Raw genomic sequence first — 19,236 nt, 5'->3', positions numbered from 1 at the left:
TCAGTTCCTAGCCAATTTTTTCCTCCAAAAACCTCAATGCTTGCTGCTCGCTCCAGTAAAGCTTCTGCTTATTGAACTGTACGAAACCTACATGTCCGCCAAAACGAGGAGCCATTAAAAAGAAACTTTTATGCGCCTCAGCTTTTTGGAAAGGAAGGCAAGAAATTGAGAGAAATGGGTCGTCTATCGCACTTAAGAGAAAGGTAGGGACCTTTATTTTTTCTAGGTAAAACAAACTGCTCGATTGCTGATAATAGTCGTCTGCTCCTTCAAAACCGTGAACTGGCCCCGTGAAAATGTTGTCAAATTCCCAAATCGTTTTTGCTTTTCTGATTCTTTCCCTGTCAAAACCTACATTGTGCGTTTCAATTTTCTCCAATGCTTTGGGAATGAGTGTTTTCAAAAACATATTGGTATATAATTTCCCAATTGCTTTTTCCCCTCCTGCAAGGTCGCAGGGCACGGAAAAGGTCAGCGCAGCTTTTATTTCTTTAGGTAAAAACTCAGCTTCTTCGCCCACGTATTTCAACACTATATTTCCACCCAAGCTAAAGCCAGCGAGCACCAGTTCGCCGTACATGCCACTTTCCCGTGCTTGGGAAATAAGGAACTTTAAATCTTCCGTTTCCCCGCTGTGGTAGGAGCGCAACTTAAGGTTTACCTCACCACTACAGCTCCTAAAATTCATGACGGCAATGTCCCATCCTTGAGCCAAAAGAGCTTGGGACAAACCAGATATGTAACTTGATGCGGAACTTCCTTCCAAGCCATGCAGCAAAATTGCTAACTTTCGGTTTCCGCCTCTTAACCAATCCACGTCCAAAAAATCATCATCGGGCGTGGTGAACCGTTCCCGCTCAAATGGCAAGGGATCTAGCTTCCTAAAAAGGGCTGGATACACCGTATTGAGGTGCTTGTTTCTGAAAGGAATGGGTGGGGAATAATCCGTTGAGTTGATGATGGGCATGGGGTGAAAATAATAAAAGACAAAACTATAATGAAGATCAGTAACTAAATTTAGTTGCTTCAAGATTTTCTAAAATATTACTACATTTCCATTTTTCAACAAACTCTTTATACTTTATTCAGTTCACTCCATAAATAACTTAGAGCATCCCAATCATAAGTATGCAGATGAAAAATCACTGAATCTTGGGAAACAACTAAATAAAAGGTGTCCTTATGCCAGCCATCACTAAGAGAAGAAATCACACTCGACTGAAGCTCAAAACCTCTTATCAAATCTACATTTTGAGTAATATCTCTCCTCTTTCTCTTTTCAATAGAGTCAATTCTACTTTCAACCATTGGCACTAATGCGATGAAAGAAGAATCTTCTTTCCATATTTCAATCACATCTTCTTCACTTACATCTTCCAAACTCATTAAGTGTGAAAATCCAAATATTTGAAGTGTATCCCCTTCTTCAAGGTGATCCACCTTATACTCTTTCTGTTTATAAGACCTCAAATAATTTACAGTCAGATCTATTTCAATTTCGCACTTCACATGACTGTTCACTGTTAAAGGATACATAACGCTTTCCTTAAAAACATTGAAATAACATAAAACATAGCCACCTGTATTCACATCATTTAATTCCAATTTACCACCATCCAAATGATAAAATTCAAGCTCATTTGTTTCTAACTCCAATATAGAAACAGAACCATAGTAATTTGTTTCCTGATACTGATCCTTAAACTCAATTCGTAAATCTGATGTATTCTTTTGCCCGCATCCGATCAAAAAAACTGAGAAATACAAAAATGTAAACAAGCGTGTTTTCATCATCAAAATTCAGCTTATTGCTACTAAAGATGAAAGTAGCGATTTAGTTATAGTTCACGTTCCACAAACCTCAACACCTCTTCAAAGTATTCATCCCCTCCTACTTTCCAAACGTTCATGTGACCTGCTTTGGGGATTTCCAAGAACTCTTTTTTCTCGCTTTTTAGATTTTCAAAGTTTTGCCTTCCGTACGCAATGCTGATTCGTCGGTCTTCGATGCCGTGAACTACTAGTACTGGTTGGGTTATTGATTTTGCAGCAAGGGAGGGAACTGTTTTATCAGCCTCAAAATCACCTATAGATTCTGCCCGCCAGATGAGGTAATCGCAGAGCCAAGGGGCTTTTAACCCCAAATGATAATCTGCATAATCGTACACAATTTGCCTGAAACTGGAGAAGGTGCTTTCGATGATGCCAAACCGAATTCGCTGGTCGACAGCCATGGCTTGGAGGGATACCGCCGCACCCAGCGATTGTCCCCAAATACCGATATGCCGGCTTAGACCATCAATTTTGGTAAGGGAATCGACCAAGGTTTTGATGTCTTCTTTTTCTTTAAAACCAAAGGTGCAAAATTCTCCTTCGCTTCCCCCATGTGCCCTCAGGTCGATAAGTACTGAATTGTAACCCTGGGCAGAAAGGAATTGACAAGCGGGGAAAAATCGTTCTTTATAGGCTCTAATTCCATGCACAAAAATCACCGTTCCTTTCTGCACTGGGCTATCTGTTCGGATGAGCAATGTGCTTAAATTTAAGCCATCCTGCGATTGTATTTCCAGCTTTTCTGACTTCAGCCCATAGTCTTCTGCTTTTGGCAAGCCTTTGCTTTTTTTAGGTCGGAGGAGGGAATAGACCCCTCCATGGGTTTGGATAATAGCTCTCGGACCAAGGTAATCTGCCAAAAACAATCCTATGAAAAGGCATAGAGTTGAAAAAATCAGAAGTTTCTTTTTCATTTAAATCAATGCTTTTAGTTCAGTTTCCAAATTCTTTCTCGCTTGTTGATCATACTTATTTTGGAAAGGCGTGGTTTTGAAAATATGTTCCATTTCCAAAAAGTGTTTTACCACTTTTGCCCTGCCTTTTTTGTACAGGAAATCGGGGTAGATAGCGTATTCTTTACGAATGTTCTGTGTGTAGGCCTGATAAGCCACTGTATCTTCTCCCAAAATCCCCAAGTCGAAATTGAGCAACCAGTTGGTGTCCGAATCTTGGGAAGTTTCGTGTGCTTTTGTAGCAATAATTTGGGCTTGGCAAGCTGCAATTTTTTCGGGTGGGATGCCTAATAGTTCGAGTCTGTTTTTTGCAAATTCGGCACTTTTTCCCTCGTTATTTTTCTTTGAATTTTTGTAGATGATGTCGTGGTAAAAAATGGAAAAAGCAAGAATATCGAAATCTTCGATTTCCTTCTCAAATCCTAATGCTTTCCCAAACATATAAACCAAGTGGGAAAGGTTGTGGTAATCTCTTTTTTCCGAAGAATAATTTACTTCAATTTCTCTCCAAAGCTTTTCAACCAACAAAACATCGTCACAATACTTTGCAGCCAGCTCTTCCCATATATTTTGCAGATCTTTCATCTTATTATTTCTTACTCAAGTTTCCACCTATAACTTTTACCACAAACACTATGAATACAACTATTAGCACCACAAAATAGAGCGTGGAAAACCCGCTTTTTAGAATAGTGAAAACATTTGTAAGCGCAACCACGGCAGAGGAAATGTCGGGAAAGTTGATGAGGAGATTAATGATACCGAAGTTTTCCAAATAGTCGGAAACGCCTGCCAAAATGGGTAGCCAGCACAGGTAAATCAACTTACTTTCCAGCTTCCCTACTTTTTTGAGGAAATAGCCTAAGAGCAAACTATAAGAAATGGCGAATAACCCGGGGTAAATCATGTCGGTTGGGATTTGGCGGAAGAGGTAAAAGCTTCGTCCTTCTTGCCCCATTTTTCCAAGCAGTGCAGTTACATGGGCTAGGTCATACCCCGTGGGCATCATGTCCATTATAAGTATGCCGTTGGAATAAATAAGCAACTGGGGAATGGTCACTACCAACATAAAAGCATAAACAAAGTTGGTAAGCAGGAAAAGTAACAAGACTTTCTTTCCTTGAAGATTTCGTCTGGAGAATGCGTTCAAATTTTCAGCAGTTTTAAATACTTAGAAATGTAATGGCTAAACCTATCCAATTTCTTATTTAAAAGCGACTTTTTATTTTCTACTTTTTTCCCCAATAGTTTCTACTACTTTTTCACACCCAATTTTTTCCGTTCGAAAAAAAGCTTTGCCTGTTTTAAGGGTAAACCACATCTTCGTTGCCATATAGGCAAAAGGCGGTTTCAAAGAAAGGTTAGTCAAATTGAGTAATAGCGGAATAAGATCGTATCCGTACAGCTTTATTTAAATTAGTTTATGATGAAAAAATCAATCTTTTTAATGTTAATTGGCTTAGTGATGGTAATAGCTTCTTGCCACAATAATATAACCGGCGAGGGGGAAAAAATCACAAGAGATTATGGATTAACGGGTTTTTCAAGTATCAGTTCCGATATGTCGGCAGATGTGTATTACAGCCAATCGAACGATTATTTGGTTAAAATTACTGCTCAACCCAATATTTTGGATGTGATGGAAATAGAAGTAAAAGGCTCAGAGCTAAAAATAGGAATAAAAAATGGGTACAATATCAAAACACACGATGGTATTTACATAGAAACTGGTTCACCTGAGATTTTTGGGTTTAACCTCAACGGTTCTGGAAATATTACCAGTGCCGACAGTGTAAAAACATCAGACCTTAACCTTACAATAAACGGATCGGGAAACTTTACCTTCCCCACCATTAAAGCCGAAAAGGTTTCTTGCTCAATAGACGGGTCTGGCGATCTTTTCTTGGGTGGAGAAACAGGAACGAACGATATTAGAATTAATGGCTCGGGAAATATTAAAGCGTTCACGCTTTCTTCGGAAGCTTCAAGCATTATAATCAACGGATCGGGTGATTGCGAAATGTGGGTAGAAGAAGACCTAGATGTCGATATAAATGGAAGTGGGTCAGTATATTATAAAGGTGACCCTCAAATAAGAATCAATGCCAACGGAAGCGGGAAGGTTGTTAAGGTAGATTAATCAATTGCAACTTCATTTTTCAATATGGAAAGGCGGCCTTATTTAGCCGCCTTTTTTGTCGTTTTTTTAAGGGGCAAAAAGAGAAATATTCCTTTTACGAGCTATATGGACAGGATATTAGGATTATTTTTTAGTTGAAATGGGTATCTGGTACTTCCCACATTTCTTTAAAAAGATACTTCTTTCTTTTTGCGTGAAAAAACTTTATTTTACAGCCTTGGGAGGCTCTCCTTCTTTTTAAGCAAGAGACCTTAACCTTGATTACCAATGATTTATAGCTAAACGGTTTGTATTTCCACTTTGGCGAACATTGTTTTTAAACCATATAACATTTTTTCTTGCAATTTTGCTTGCCCATAACTGATTGGGCGAGAAAAACATCAAAGGCATGGACAAGAATTTCACTATCTTATATGTTGATGACGAACAACAAAACCTGATCTCGTTCAAGGCTGCGTTTAGGAGAGAATATAAGATATTAACCTCCCTGAGCGGCACTGAAGCAATAGAGCTGCTTAAAGAGCATGAAGTACACTTGATCATAAGCGACCAGCGAATGCCTGAAATGACGGGGGTTCAGTTTTTGGAAAAAACCCTTCCTATGTATCCGGAAGCTATTCGTATGGTACTCACAGGCTTTAGCGATGTTGAAGCTATTATTGATGCGATAAACAAAGGAAAAGTTTTTCGATACATCACCAAGCCATGGGATGAGAATGAGTTGAGAATGACCATTGAAAATGCACGCCAGCTCCACTCATTGCAACAGAAGAACAAAGGCTTGATCATGCAACTAAAAAGCAAGGTTGAAGAACAAGAAAAGACGCTTAAACTGTTCATGAAATATGTGCCCGAGCCCATTGTACAAAAGGCACTGAACGATACGGAAGAATCATTTTTTGAGGGCGAGCAGCGGGAAATCACTGTGCTTTTTTGTGATATAAGAGGCTTTACAAGTATGAGTGAGGAAATGTCTCCGAAGGAGGTGGTTTCTTTCCTCAATGCATACTATTCTATTATGACGGCGGTGATCAAGCGACACAACGGTGTGGTAAACCAGTTTGTAGGTGATGAGATTTTTGCCGTTTTTGGAGCACCGGTTTCGTACCCTAATAATGAAGAAAATGCGGTGATCTGTGCCATAGAGATGATGGAAAAACTCGAAACGCTCAATGCTTCGCACGAAAACCTACTTACCCGCCATGTAGATATGGGAATTGGCATCAACTCGGGAGAAGTGGTTGCGGGTAACCTTGGATCTGAAGATAAAATAGAATATTCGTTCACTGGTGACACCGTAAATACGGGAAAAAGGATTGAAATGCTTACGAAGGAATTTCCAAATACTATCTTGATAAGTGATGATGTATGGCAAAAAACCAAACAGTTGGTGGCAACCAAGACATGGGAACCTGTAGCGGTAAAAGGGAAAAAAGAAAAAATTCTTGTCCACGAGGTACTCAACAAGAAACTCTAAGGGCTGCTTACCATCCTTATATTAGAAATTGAGTATTTTAGCAGCCTGCTTTTTCAAGCAAAGGCTTAATCCCAAGACTTTTATTAAAAATAACACTTTTGCTTTATGGCAAAAATCACAGTTTTAGACCAGAAATTATTAGATATCACTATTGGTAGGCTTTGTGAAGAGCTTATTGAGAACTACGATGAGTTTGATAATGCCGCCATAATAGGCATGCAGCCTAGAGGAATATTTTTGGCTGAGCGGATCAAAAACAGACTTAACGACAGGCTAGGGCTTGAACTGCCCGTAGGTCAGCTCGATACTACTTTCTACCGCGATGACTTCAGAAGACGAGACGAGCCTTTGAACCCCAACTCGACGAATATTCCTTTCATTATAGAAGGAAAAAAAGTCATTTTAATTGATGATGTGCTTTACACAGGACGAAGCGTACGTGCTGCCATTAGTGCCATGCTCGCTTTTGGCAGGCCCCAAAAAGTAGAGTTGCTTACCTTGATAAACCGGAAATATAGCCGCGACCTGCCCATTGAGCCTAATTATGTGGGGAAACATGTAAATACCATTCAATCGCAACGAGTGATAGTAGAATGGAAAGAGCAAGGATTTGAGCAAGATTGCATCAGGATGGTAAACAAAGTTTAGACTGTAAAAAGGCTATATATCAATTTACCCAAGTCATTCTACCTCCCTTTTTTAAACTGCTAGCTGTAAATTGATATATGAATTTTACCAATCATTTTTGCAGAGTATAATTAACAAATAGTTCATTTTTATTAGCTTTGCGACCGTAAGTAAAAAACTTCATTCCTTCTATGGCAACAAGCTTAAGCGTTCGGCACTTGTTAGGAATTAAAGACCTCACCGAGAGTGACCTCCACCTGATTTTTGATACTGCCAGCCAATTCAAAGAAGTTATCAACCGATCTATCAAAAAAGTGCCTTCACTCAGAGATATTACGGTTGCCAACGTATTTTTCGAAAATTCTACTCGTACAAGGCTCTCTTTTGAACTTGCCGAGAAAAGGCTCTCAGCCGATGTCATCAATTTCTCATCTGCTTCTAGTTCGGTAAAAAAAGGGGAAACCTTGCTGGACACCGTACAGAATATTCTTTCCATGAAAGTGGATATGATTGTGATGAGACATTCGAGCCCTGGTGCCCCACATTTTCTTTCTTCAAGAGTAGATGCTAATATCATAAACGCAGGAGATGGTACGCATGAGCACCCTACCCAGGCTCTGTTAGATACTTTTTCTATCCACAACAAGTTAGGCGGGGTAGCTGGAAAAAAGGTAGTGATAGTGGGTGATATTTCTCACTCAAGGGTAGCTCTATCCAATATTTTTGCCCTACAAAAACTAGGTGCAGAAGTAATGGTATGTGGACCTATTACCCTCCTTCCAAAATATATTGGGGAACTTGGAATCAAGGTTGAAACTGATATTAGGAAAGCACTTCAATGGTGCGATATAGCCAATATTCTTCGTATTCAGCTAGAAAGGCAAAAAGCGAAACACTTTCCATCCCTTAGGGAGTATTCTATGTACTTTGGGGTAAATAAGGCATTGCTCGATAGCCTAGATAAGCAAATTACTATTATGCATCCAGGACCTATCAACCGTGGAGTGGAAATTACCAGCGATGTAGCTGATTCTGATCATTCCATTATATTAGAACAAGTGGAAAATGGTGTTGCGGTTAGAATGGCAGTCCTCTTCTTGTTAGCACAAAAAAGATAGCAAAGCCTTCAAAGCTTATTTTGCAAAAACATAAAAAAGCAGGTCATGTAATGTACATGACCTGCTTTTCTTTTATATAGAAACCAAACTTACTTTACTAGTTCTTTGGAGAAAGCTGGTAAGTATAAGGTTCTTCAGCTGTTTTATCTAAATCTTTTGGCGCTGTCCAGCTAAGTGTAAGCGTAGTCTCAGAAATTCCTGATACACTTACTACAGATTCCCCTGCACCACCTGCTTCAAACGTAATTTCTGTCTCACTTGCATTAAACTCCCAAGATCCAGAATTTGTAGTTGAATAATAATTTGGTTTCATACCTAAACCATCAAGACCAGCGGGAGTTACTGAATAAGTAGCAGGTAGCCCTGCATCATCAGTAGTAAAAGTGATCTCAAATCCAGTTGCATCTACAGGTGCACCAGAAGTAATAACCCAGGTTTTACTCATTTTCTGACCCGTGGTAAGCTCTGGATCATCACTACTACTACATGCAGCAGCAAACAATAATGAAGTTGCGCTTGCTAATAACAAGATATATCTTAAAAATTTCATTAGTAAATAAGTTATGGTTATAAATTCAAATATAAATTCGCCTCACTAAATTAAAGAAAATAAGTTCCTAAACAATGTTCTTCAATGCTTTGCTTTCTAAACGAAACCTAATTTTTAAAATTATTAAGGTTTATAACTTCATTACAAAAACCGTACTCATAAGTTTGGTTAGAACCGATGATAATTGTTTTATTTTTTTGTTGATCCATCATCTCCAAGTACCAATTTGTATTACTCTCATCAAAGTTAGAAGTAGGCTCGTCGAGTAAAAGTAAATCAGATTGGGTAAACAATGCTAAGCCTAACTTAACTTTTTGTTTCATCCCCGAAGAATAGTTTTTGATGTACCTATTTTTTACAGAATCGAAACCAAGCCTGTCTATCAACAGACCCTTCTCAATGGTCAAAGGTTTCAACTTAGCATAAAAATCAATTATTTCTACTAAGGAAAACTCTTCTATGAGCTCTGTATACGGTCCTACAAAGGTTAGGTACTTGAATACAGCTTCTGCTTCAATTGCAGTATTATTTTTAGAGTAACTTAATTTACCCTCTGATGATTGGGAAATGCCAGAAATCACTTTCAGCAGGGTAGTTTTCCCACTTCCGTTGTTACCTGTGATAGCATAAACTTGCCCACTTTCAAACTCAATACCGATATGTCTAAATATCCAATTTTTATTAAATCTCTTGCCAATATCTTCCAACAAGATGTTCATTTAAGCAAATAGATTTGATTAGTGATAGACTTAGAGAAGAGGAGTATGTAAAAAGTAGCGACTTCCAAACTGGGAGAGAGAAGTAGTAATAAAATATTAATGGTAACCTTTAATAATTCCTCGCTCTGAGGAGCGAATGAAGTCCAATATGTTCTTTTTTTCCTCACAATCATCCAGTTCTTCTATCATCTGAAGAGCTGCGGTCTTATTATTACCTTTGAGGAAATAAAGCCTATAAGCTTCTTGTATCAAATTAATTCTTTCAGGTGCAAAACCATGTCGCGAAAGACCTACAGAATTCACGCCACTGTAAATCAAGGGCTCCCTTGCCGCAATAATGTATGGAGGAACATCTTTTCTTACCAATGAACCACCACCTACCATGGTATGTGCTCCTATTTTTACAAATTGATGGACTGCAGTAGTACCTCCTATTCTGGCATGGTCGTGTAATTCTACATGCCCAGCAATTTGAACAGAGTTGGCTATTATGCAATGGTCTCCCAACAAACAGTCATGCGCAATATGCACATATGCCATAAGCAGGCAATTACTTCCCACCACAGTTTCCATCCGATCACTCGTCCCTTTATTTATAGTCACAAATTCTCTGATGACCGTATTATCTCCTATCCTGGTCAGGGTTTCTTCACCTTTATATTTTAGGTCTTGAGGCTTCCCTGAGATTACGGCACCCGAATGGATTTCGCAACTTTCCCCAATTCTACTCCCAGCTAAAATGCAGGCATTTGGACCTACCCATGTGCCATCTCCGATTTTAACGTCTTTTTCAACGGTAACGAAAGCCTCGATAGTCACATTTTCGCCAATCTTTGCTTCTGGATGTATATTTGAAAGTGGGTGGTGCATTATCTGAATTTAGTAAAATAAGCGGCTTGACTTTAGTTAGGTAACCGCTTAATAGAATAAAAAAAGGTAGATGAAAACAATTCGGCAATATTATAAAAAATTTGAGTTTTAAGCATCAGAGGCAATTAAATAATATTTTCTCAATTATTCAATAACTCTTCTTTTTATAATAAAATCAAGTTTTCACCTACCCTAAAGAGACTACATATCTTTTTTGACCAAGCAAGCAGAAAGCGTAGCCTCACATACCAGTTTACCTGCTACATAAGCACTTCCTTTCATCTTAGCTATTCCCCTCCTGATAGGAGCTAGCAAATCACACTTGATAATCATTGTATCACCTGGTGTTACCATTTTCTTGAACCTACAGCTATCAATCGCAATAAAGTAAGTCCAATATTGCTCTGGGTTATCCACTGTATTGAGCAACAAAATTCCACCTGTCTGAGCCATAGCTTCAATTTGAAGCACACCGGGCATCACTGGATTCCCTGGGAAATGACCTTGAAAAAATGGTTCGTTGATCGTTACATTTTTTATACCTGAAACCGAATTCTCGTCCAGGCTGATAATCCTATCAACCAAACGGAAAGGGTAATCGTGAGGAAGCACATGTGTGATCTGATTGATATCCAACACTGGTTCGGAAGTTGGGTCGTACACAGGTGTTTCTTGTTTATCGTTTTTCAGCATCAAACGCTTTAGCTTTTTAGCGAAAGCGATATTTGCCGCATGACCTGGGCGAGCTGCCAATATCTGACCTTTAAGTGGTCGACCTACTAATGCAAGGTCACCTATCAAATCTAGCAATTTGTGCCTTGCTGGCTCATTATTGTACCTCAATTCCACATTATTGAGAATACCTTCTGCTTTTACCTCCACCTTAGGGAGCTCAAATAGTTTTGCTAGCTCATCCAATTCCGACTGCTCCACTATTTTATCCACCACAACAATAGCATTGTGGAAATTCCCTCCTTTTATCAGATTGTTCTGACGCAAGAACTCTAGCTCGTGTAAGAAACAAAAAGTTCTAGAAGAAGCAATTTCTTCGGCAAATTGGCTTATGTGGTTAAGAGATGCGTGCTGACTTCCAAGTACGGGCGAGTTGTAATCAACCATCACCGTAACCCTATAGTCGCTGTTTGGCAAAGCTGCCAGCTCAACTTGGCGGTCGTCTTCTTTATAAAAAACGCTTTCAGGAATTTCGAAAAAATTCCTTGTAACATTCTGTTCTTCTAAACCTACTGCTTGTATGGCTTTGATAAATTCAATAGAACTACCATCCATAATTGGAGGCTCAGGACCATCAATTTCTATCAGTACATTATCTATTTGCAAGCCTACCAAGGCAGCCATTGTATGCTCCACAGTATTTACCCTTGCTCCATTTTCCTCAATGGTAGTTCCTCTCGATAGATCAACAACATTATCTACGTCGGCATCTACGGTCGGCTGACCATCCAAATCTACTCTCTTGAATTTGATACCATGATTTGGCTTCGCAGGCACAAAAGTCATGTTGGCATGAGCTCCTGTGTGAATTCCAACACCAGAAACCGTTACCCTATCCTTAATAGTATGTTGTTTCGTTTGCATAAAAATGTTCTAATAAATTTATTCCTTATTAAGCCCTGTCGAGCTTTAGTCTATGTGTTCTTTATTAAATCGAAGTGCGAAGTGCTTTATGAGTCCAACAGCGATCTTTCTAAAGCCTCTATTTTCTTCCTAAACTCTGGTAGTTTTTTGTAGACGGCAAATGAGCGCATATACTCTTTCAGCTCAAGTGCCGGAGAGCCGAAAACTGTAGAGTTTGGTTCTTCAATGGATTTCATAATTCCCGACTGAGCACCAATAGTAGTATTATCTGCAATAGAAATATGCCCTACAAATCCTACTTGACCAGCTATTCGACAGTTTTTTCCTACCTCAGTTGAACCAGAGATGCCAGTTTGTCCAGCAACCACTGTATTGCTTCCTACTTTAGCATTGTGTGCTACCTGTACGAGATTATCTATTTTCACACCATCTTCTATCACTGTTGAACCAGTAGTGGCACAGTCAATAGTCGTATTTGCCCCTATGCTCACATGATCGTTTAGCACAACATTTCCTATCTGCGGAACAGCTTTGTACGTACCATCTGCTTGAGGTGCAAATCCAAACCCATCGCTACCAATCACTGCACCGGGCTTAACGGTACAATAATTCCCAATCACGGTATCTTGCATAATTTTGGCACCTGGATAGATAATCGTATTATCACCGATCGTCACACCTTGACCAATATATACGTGAGGGTAGATTTTGCAATTGTTGCCGATCTTGGCATTGGCACCGATGTAGGCAAAGGCACCTAAGTAAATATTTTCGCCTATGGTAGATGACTCGTGGCGAAAGTGAGGGTCTTCAATTCCAATATTTGCCAATGAAGCCAACCTTTGGTACTCTTCGAGCAAAGCACTAAATGCAGAATAAGCATCGTCTACTCTAATAAGAGTGGTCAGATACTCTTTCTTGGCTTCAAAATCTTTGCTAACTATGACCGCAGAAGCCTTCGTTTCGTAAAGAAATTTTTCATATTTAAGGTTTGCTAAGAACGAAATGGAACCACTTTCCGCTTCTTGAATCTTGGCTACTGTCCTTACTTTTGCGGAACTATCTCCTTCGATTTGCCCGTTTAACAAGCCGGCTACTTCTTGTATGCTAAATTCCATCTATTCAGTCGCACAATTTTTTCTTACAAAACATGGATTAAGCACTAATGCTTTTATATAATCCCTATAAAGCTACAAAGATAAGACTTTAGGGTAGCATAAATAGTATTTTTTCACAATTTTGCTAAGTGCCTCTATATTGGGCAAGTCTGATGCTTTGGCCACATCTATTATTTCCCCTGACTTCATTTTTATCATAATATTTTGATTATCAGGAATGTAACCCGAATTAGAAATCACACCGTATGTACACAAAAATGGAATATCCTTTTCAGTGATATTGTAGTATTGCTGGATACTTTTCTCTATCCGAGCTACTTTTTCAGGAGATTGGCCCTCATTGGTAAGCTCCACCCTAAATGTCTTTCTATTGAGTAACATTTCACTTAATCCTGAAAGAACTATATCAGAATGTTTCACCCAATCTTTTATACTTCCCCAAATATCGAAATCATCGAGAGCGGCAAAAGCAGAAAGGTATTTATCCTTATTAAAATCTTCTACCCCAATATCTTTTTCTAAAAATAGCTTGAGGGTAGAAGTAGCAAAAACATCTTCTCCCTGTTGCACAAGATATTTTGCTCTACGGATTAATTGAATGAGCATTTGCTCCGTCCCAACTGTTGTTTTATGCAAATACACTTGCCAGTACATGAGGCGACGAGCATTCAAAAAGTTTTCAACACTATAAATCCCTTTTTGCTCTATCACCACTTGGTCGTTGTTCACATCCATCATTTTGATAATCCTATCAAATGCGACCTTTCCCTCAATAACCCCGGTAAAAAAACAATCTCTTTGGAGGTAGTCTAGCCTGTCCATATCGAGCTGACTAGAGATCAATTGGTGGAAAAATTTTCTTGGGTAGGTATTATTGAACATTTGGATGGCGGTACTGAGCTTACCTCCAAATTCATTATTGAGATATTCCATTAGCAAAATGGACATTCTTTCATGGTGCACTCCTTTCAGAATACTCGACTCCAGCGCATGGGAAAAAGGACCATGGCCTATATCGTGTAGCAGAATTGCCAACAGCGCCGACTCATATTCATCTTCAGATATCTCACTTCCTTTTCGGCGAAGCTCTTCTAGGCAATTCCCCATTAGATGCATGGCTCCTAAAGCATGATGAAAACGGGTATGAAGCGCGCCTGGATACACAAAGTCTGTCAATCCAAGTTGCTTTATCCTCCTAAGCCTCTGAAAATAAGGATGTTGTATTACATCATAGATCAATGGGCTTTTGATACTTAAAAAACCATATACTGGATCATTGATGATTTTTTTCTTTTTCATAAGAATTTTTACCGTGCGATTTTCGCTAAGTTAAGGCAAATCTTGTTAAGAAAAAGTGATCATTTTTATAAAAAAAGAGGCTCGGAAGCACAAACACTCCTAAGTCTCTTTTTATAGCTTTTAGATTCCGTTTCTTGTGTCCTTTAGAAAAATACGCCAAAACTGAATAGCGCCCTTACTTTTGATAGTTTGGCAGATGCTGTAGGATTAGGACGAGTAAAAAGTGTATATGGTTCTCTTTCTTTCTTGAAAAAATCTCCCACTAAAGTAAAATCTGTGTAAAATTTTTGATTTCTAAAACCAATACCAGTTGTGAAATATTTGTGAGAGCTCGCTAATAAATTACTATCTGCTTGCGGATCACTATAATAGGCAAAACCTCCTCGTAGCCTTAAATGCTTTATCCTAAATTCTGTCCCTATTCTTAAATTAACAGTTTGTGCAAAATTTTTCTCAATCGTTCTATTGTCCGCATCAAAATTGAAACCAGCATCAGCGCCATCTATTTTGTAACGTGGCTTGTTTAAACTAGCAGAATTGTAAGCGACATACTCCCCATCAACTGAAACAAAGCCGATTTTTCCAAAAAAGAATGAAACCCCTGCATTTAACCTATAAGGTGTTTTCAATGAAAAAGTTAAGTCTTCGTAAGGAGGCGGGACAACATTCTCATTTGACAGCCTCTTAGTAATCACTTCACCATCCTCAAAGCCTACAGGAATAACTAAGTTATCGTAGCTCACATACATTTCTTCCGAATAGCTTTCGGTAATGCTATACCATGTAGGTGAAATAAAACTAACGCCTACCCTCACAGCATCTATCGGTCTGTAAATAACACCAGCCTTCAGGTTCACCCCAATTCCTGATTGACTTAATCTATCAATAAAAAGAAGGTCGGTCATATTTGGCTCTGTATCATTGATAGTCTCGGAATATTCACGATCCCTGCTATACCTCAAAGTTTGGATACCTAAACCTACACCATAATAAAAGGTATCATCAAGGTTTCCCCCATAAGAAATATTCCATTCATATTGGGCACCTTTTGATTTAATGGTTTCTTGTTGAGCAGTTGGCACTAGACCAATATACGTCACATATGAATCTTGCTCTCCTGGATCTTCAAAGTAATCGGGATTGATTAAATAGGTAAAATAAGCCAAGCCCAATGTTGTCAAATTACCAGATTCTCCTTGTTCATCCAAAACCGTCCAAGGCACTCCATCTGCTTGCTCCAAAAAGTAATCTACAATCTGGGTTTCGGTATTTACCCCTTGGTAAGTAATTTCATTATGGAAATCATTTATCCGGCTGAGGGAGATAGAAAAAGCGCCACCTTTATTTACACTCAAGCCATCTTTTGGGCTGGCAAATACAACTGCCAAATTGCTCAAATTCATATTGAACCTAGAGTCACTTGTAGTTTCTCCTAAATATTCGGTACTCGAATTGTTAAAGCCAAATGCTGGTGTAAAAGACAGCTCCGATTTTCGGAAAAAGCCCAAGCCTGCGGGATTAATTGCCGCACTTGAAACGTCCCCTCCTAAAGAGGCTGCTGCCCCCGCCAGTCCCTGAAAACGGGCCGTACCTGTAAAAGAAGTTTGAGAAAACCGTATAGCTTCGTTGTAATAGCCAAAAGCATTTATATCTATATTTTGGGCCTTTAGGTAGGTGAAGCTCGTTGAAAACAAGATGAAGGTGAATAAATAAACCTTATTCAAATATCTCATACTTACCTTAGTTGTTTTTATAAAAAGTTTAGCACAATGCTTTTCAGCAAACTCTTGATAATAATAACCAAGAGGTATTCGCAATCTAACTAAGCCTCCTAAACTAATGTTACTAACTGAAGGCTAAAAAATATCGACAGACCACAATCTGCCTTAATAGAACTCAAAATCAGTTAAGTTGGTAAAGAAAAGGCGAATTGGATCATGCCCAATTCGCCTCAAAAATAATATTTCTCTAATCTCTATTAATTTCTTCTAATACTTCTTGTAGCTCTACTTGGACTACTCTGTCCTGAGCTAGCAGGTCTGCTGTAGCTAGGAGAAGACGAAGTCGAACGATATGAAGGACTGCTTCCGCTATTTCCCCAGCTGCTGTTATTACCAGTAGATCTTCTCGTTGGAGTAGACCAACTATTGTTGCCATTGCTATTGTAAGAGGAGCGAGAATACCTTCCATTGGAAGCTGGAGTCGAACTAGCATTCCTAGCATCAAAATTCCTTATCCTCGAAGGGTATTTTCTTTGAGCATCTGGTGTCGCTGTTGCCTGAGCAATTGTTTTGCGTTGCATTGGAGCAGAAGTCATCCTTGTTTTTGCAGGAACTCTTGATACCTCCACAGGACGGTAAGCATATGAAACTGGATAGCCATAACCTCCAAATGCATAACCTGGGTAACCGCCATAACCAAATGAGTTCATACCTGTGTACAATCCCATTGACAAGCCAGAAGTAAGCATCCTACTATATCCCATTCCCATACTTGGTCCAAACATTGAGCTATAACCCATGTTCATGTTCCAACCAGAGCCCATTCCGTAGTATGGATTCATCATACTCCCATAATAAGGATTCATCATTCCCATTCCTCCATAATACGGGTTCATAGAACCATAAGGACTCATAAATGGATCGTAAAAAGGACTGTTCATTCCATACCTGTTCCAGTTATTCATACCTGGCTGATAATTGTCATTGTACAAAGGTCCATCTTGTGCAACAGACTCATCATAGTAGTTGTATGCTGGAGTATATGTATTTCCAACAGTAGCGCCGCCATTAAAGTCTGGGTTAGCATATTTTGAAGTGGGTTGGTTTTGCACACCAAAATCTGTACTTGGCTTCACTACCCTGGCAGTTAATTCCTGCATTTCTTTCCTATCTTTTTTGGAAAAATACAAGTCATCGTACTCCTGGGCTACAGCCACAGACCCTAGCATGAAAGTCGCAATTACTGATACTGATAGTAGTTTGATTTTCATTTTTTATAACTCTTTTAAATTGTAAATATCAATTTATATGGTTTTTCGTCAAATAACTCCAAGGCTTATCTAAATCAATTATATTTGCCCCTCATTTAATAAGACGCTCCTTAATACAATAAGGTTGGGACAAACCTTTAAGTTCAAACAAATATAAGAAAAATACTGGTTTAGAAAACCTGATTCTAATATAATAGGCATGTATAAACCTGTACTTCTTTTAAAAGTGAACCTGTATTATAGCAAAAAACCTTCATATAGCTGGATAAGGATAAATGAGGTTGATTTTTTATTGAAATGTTAAAAGCTAAAACAGCACAAGAATAATGGCGAAAGGAATACCTAAGCAAAGTGAAGATTACTCTCTGTGGTACAATGAACTGGTTAAAAGAGCCGACTTAGCGGAAAACTCTGCGGTGAGGGGTTGCATGGTCATCAAGCCGTATGGCTATGCTATTTGGGAAAAAATGCAAGCAACGCTTGACAAAATGTTCAAAGACACAGGCCATATGAACGCCTACTTCCCTCTTTTTATCCCAAAGTCTTACTTGAGTAAAGAAGAAGAACATATAGAAGGCTTTGCCAAGGAATGTGCTGTAGTAACCCATTACCGCCTAAAAGCCAGTGAAGATGGAAAAGGCGTGGTGGTTGACCCTGAAGCGAAATTGGAAGAAGAGTTGATCGTAAGGCCAACTTCTGAAACAGTAATCTGGAGCACATATAAGAACTGGATTCAGTCTTACCGTGACCTCCCTTTGCTTGTAAACCAATGGGCAAATGTGGTGAGATGGGAAATGCGGCCTCGTGTATTCTTACGTACAGCAGAGTTTTTATGGCAAGAAGGGCACACTGCCCATGCTACAGAGGCTGAGGCACGTGCAGAAACCGAGCAAATGCTAAACATCTATGCAAATTTTGCCGAAGAGCACATGGCACTTCCTGTGGTTAAAGGAACAAAAACCGCAACCGAGCGATTTGCAGGAGCAGTAGATACGCTTTGTATAGAAGCTCTTATGCAAGATGGAAAAGCTCTTCAAGCTGGAACTTCGCATTTCTTAGGGCAAAACTTTGCCAAAGCTTTTGATGTAAAATTCTTAGATAAAGAAAATAAACAACAACTAGTTTGGGGAACTTCTTGGGGTGTGAGTACCCGTTTGATGGGAGCGCTCATTATGGCTCATTCCGACGATGACGGCTTGGTGCTCCCTCCAAAACTTGCTCCTATTCATGTGGTAATCGTACCTATTTATAAGGGCGACGAACAATTTGCGAAGATCAGCGAAAAGGCAAACGCTATTAAAGAAGAGCTTCAGCAATTGGGCATTACCGTAAGGTACGATGACCGTGATACGTACAAACCAGGCTTCAAGTTTGCCGAGTGGGAACTGAAAGGTGTTCCTGTACGAATAGCCATTGGTCCTCGCGACCTTGAAAATGGTACGGTGGAGGTAGCCAGAAGAGATACAAAAGAAAAGAAAACGTATCAGATAGACGAGATCAAAAGCACCGTAGAGTTCTTGATGGAAGATATCCAAAAGAACATTTACGAGAAAGCATTGAATTTCCGTTCGGAGGTCACTACCAAAGTAGACGACTATGAGGAGTTCAAAGAAATAGTTTCTAAAAAGGGAGGGTTTGTATTAGCTCACTGGGACGGTACTGCCGAAACAGAGGAAAAGATAAAAACCGAAACAAAGGCCACCATTAGGTGTATCCCTTTCGATGCTCCTGAAGAAGAAGGTACTTGTATCTACTCTGGAAAACCTTCGAAACGCAGGGTTCTTTTCGCAATAGCATATTAAATACTATCTTCTATCCAAAATAGTATTAGCTCTTCAAACGCTCCTTTCCTTTGGGATAGGAGCGTTTTTTGCTCATACAGAAATGAAACCACATTTCTGCTAACACGTTATATCAGTTCTTAACACCTCTTAATCACCTAAT

At 39.2% G+C, this 19,236-nt stretch carries 18 protein-coding genes; 5 read left to right on the top strand and 13 right to left on the bottom strand.

Features of this window, described 5'->3' with window-relative positions; translation table 11 throughout:
- Positions 1-7 precede the first annotated feature (7 nt).
- The 5 genes from R9C00_02755 to R9C00_02735 form a co-directional block, all read right to left on the bottom strand.
- Positions 8-967 carry an alpha/beta fold hydrolase gene (locus R9C00_02755; protein ID WPO36360.1) on the bottom strand — a complete coding sequence of 320 codons (960 nt, stop codon included), beginning with the start codon at positions 965-967 and terminating at the stop codon, positions 8-10.
- Positions 968-1,074: 107 nt separating this feature from the next.
- The gene (locus R9C00_02750; GenBank protein WPO36359.1) at positions 1,075-1,794 is read right to left on the bottom strand and encodes a hypothetical protein; all 720 of its coding nucleotides are present in this window, start codon (positions 1,792-1,794) and stop codon (positions 1,075-1,077) included.
- Positions 1,795-1,838: 44 nt separating this feature from the next.
- Entirely contained in the window at positions 1,839-2,747 is a 909-nt protein-coding gene (locus R9C00_02745) for an alpha/beta fold hydrolase (GenBank protein ID WPO36358.1), read from the bottom strand.
- The gene (locus R9C00_02740; protein WPO36357.1) at positions 2,748-3,371 is read right to left on the bottom strand and encodes a hypothetical protein; all 624 of its coding nucleotides are present in this window, start codon (positions 3,369-3,371) and stop codon (positions 2,748-2,750) included. It abuts the gene before it with no gap.
- Positions 3,372-3,375: 4 nt separating this feature from the next.
- Positions 3,376-3,936, bottom strand: coding sequence for a hypothetical protein (locus tag R9C00_02735; protein WPO36356.1), 561 nt, complete (start codon positions 3,934-3,936; stop codon positions 3,376-3,378).
- 297 nt (positions 3,937-4,233) lie between these two features.
- Between R9C00_02735 and R9C00_02730 the strand changes: the two genes are divergently transcribed.
- The 4 genes from R9C00_02730 to R9C00_02715 all read left to right on the top strand — a co-directional run bounded on the left by R9C00_02730 (position 4,234) and on the right by R9C00_02715 (position 8,148).
- On the top strand, positions 4,234-4,926 hold the full coding sequence (locus R9C00_02730) for a head GIN domain-containing protein (GenBank protein WPO36355.1): 693 nt from the start codon (positions 4,234-4,236) through the stop codon (positions 4,924-4,926).
- A 388-nt stretch (positions 4,927-5,314) separates the two neighbouring features.
- Positions 5,315-6,403 carry an adenylate/guanylate cyclase domain-containing protein gene (locus R9C00_02725; protein WPO36354.1) on the top strand — a complete coding sequence of 363 codons (1,089 nt, stop codon included), beginning with the start codon at positions 5,315-5,317 and terminating at the stop codon, positions 6,401-6,403.
- A gap of 105 nt (positions 6,404-6,508) precedes the next feature.
- Positions 6,509-7,051: a bifunctional pyr operon transcriptional regulator/uracil phosphoribosyltransferase PyrR gene (gene pyrR, locus R9C00_02720; GenBank protein WPO36353.1), complete on the top strand. Its 543-nt coding sequence runs from the start codon at positions 6,509-6,511 to the stop codon at positions 7,049-7,051.
- Positions 7,052-7,221: 170 nt separating this feature from the next.
- The gene (locus R9C00_02715) at positions 7,222-8,148 is read left to right on the top strand and encodes an aspartate carbamoyltransferase catalytic subunit (protein ID WPO36352.1); all 927 of its coding nucleotides are present in this window, start codon (positions 7,222-7,224) and stop codon (positions 8,146-8,148) included.
- Positions 8,149-8,245: 97 nt separating this feature from the next.
- On the opposite strand, the gene R9C00_02710 is transcribed toward R9C00_02715, so the two are convergent.
- The 8 genes from R9C00_02710 to R9C00_02675 form a co-directional block, all read right to left on the bottom strand.
- A complete protein-coding gene (locus tag R9C00_02710) occupies positions 8,246-8,698 on the bottom strand; it encodes a hypothetical protein (GenBank protein WPO36351.1) in 453 nt (150 codons plus the stop codon).
- Between the two features lie 107 nt (positions 8,699-8,805).
- A complete protein-coding gene (locus R9C00_02705) occupies positions 8,806-9,417 on the bottom strand; it encodes an ATP-binding cassette domain-containing protein (GenBank protein WPO36350.1) in 612 nt (203 codons plus the stop codon).
- A 96-nt stretch (positions 9,418-9,513) separates the two neighbouring features.
- Positions 9,514-10,287 carry an acyl-ACP--UDP-N-acetylglucosamine O-acyltransferase gene (gene lpxA / locus R9C00_02700; GenBank protein ID WPO36349.1) on the bottom strand — a complete coding sequence of 258 codons (774 nt, stop codon included), beginning with the start codon at positions 10,285-10,287 and terminating at the stop codon, positions 9,514-9,516.
- A 201-nt stretch (positions 10,288-10,488) separates the two neighbouring features.
- Positions 10,489-11,883 carry a bifunctional UDP-3-O-[3-hydroxymyristoyl] N-acetylglucosamine deacetylase/3-hydroxyacyl-ACP dehydratase gene (locus tag R9C00_02695; GenBank protein ID WPO36348.1) on the bottom strand — a complete coding sequence of 465 codons (1,395 nt, stop codon included), beginning with the start codon at positions 11,881-11,883 and terminating at the stop codon, positions 10,489-10,491.
- A gap of 86 nt (positions 11,884-11,969) precedes the next feature.
- Complete coding sequence (lpxD, locus tag R9C00_02690; protein WPO36347.1) at positions 11,970-13,001, bottom strand: UDP-3-O-(3-hydroxymyristoyl)glucosamine N-acyltransferase; 1,032 nt, start codon at positions 12,999-13,001, stop codon at positions 11,970-11,972.
- A gap of 72 nt (positions 13,002-13,073) precedes the next feature.
- Positions 13,074-14,300, bottom strand: a complete 1,227-nt coding sequence (locus R9C00_02685; protein WPO36346.1) for an HD domain-containing protein — start codon at positions 14,298-14,300, stop codon at positions 13,074-13,076.
- Between the two features lie 143 nt (positions 14,301-14,443).
- Positions 14,444-16,033 (bottom strand): hypothetical protein, encoded by a 1,590-nt coding sequence (locus R9C00_02680; protein ID WPO36345.1) that lies wholly within the window; start codon positions 16,031-16,033, stop codon positions 14,444-14,446.
- Between the two features lie 245 nt (positions 16,034-16,278).
- Entirely contained in the window at positions 16,279-17,292 is a 1,014-nt protein-coding gene (locus tag R9C00_02675) for a hypothetical protein (GenBank protein WPO36344.1), read from the bottom strand.
- A 326-nt stretch (positions 17,293-17,618) separates the two neighbouring features.
- On the opposite strand from R9C00_02675, the gene proS reads away from it, so the two are divergent.
- Complete coding sequence (gene proS, locus R9C00_02670; GenBank protein ID WPO36343.1) at positions 17,619-19,094, top strand: proline--tRNA ligase; 1,476 nt, start codon at positions 17,619-17,621, stop codon at positions 19,092-19,094.
- Positions 19,095-19,236 lie beyond the last annotated feature (142 nt).

The organism is Flammeovirgaceae bacterium SG7u.111 (genome assembly GCA_034044135.1).
In the GTDB taxonomy this organism is placed as follows: Bacteria; Bacteroidota; Bacteroidia; order Cytophagales; family Flammeovirgaceae.
This window is presented reverse-complemented; position numbering and strand designations above follow the sequence as displayed.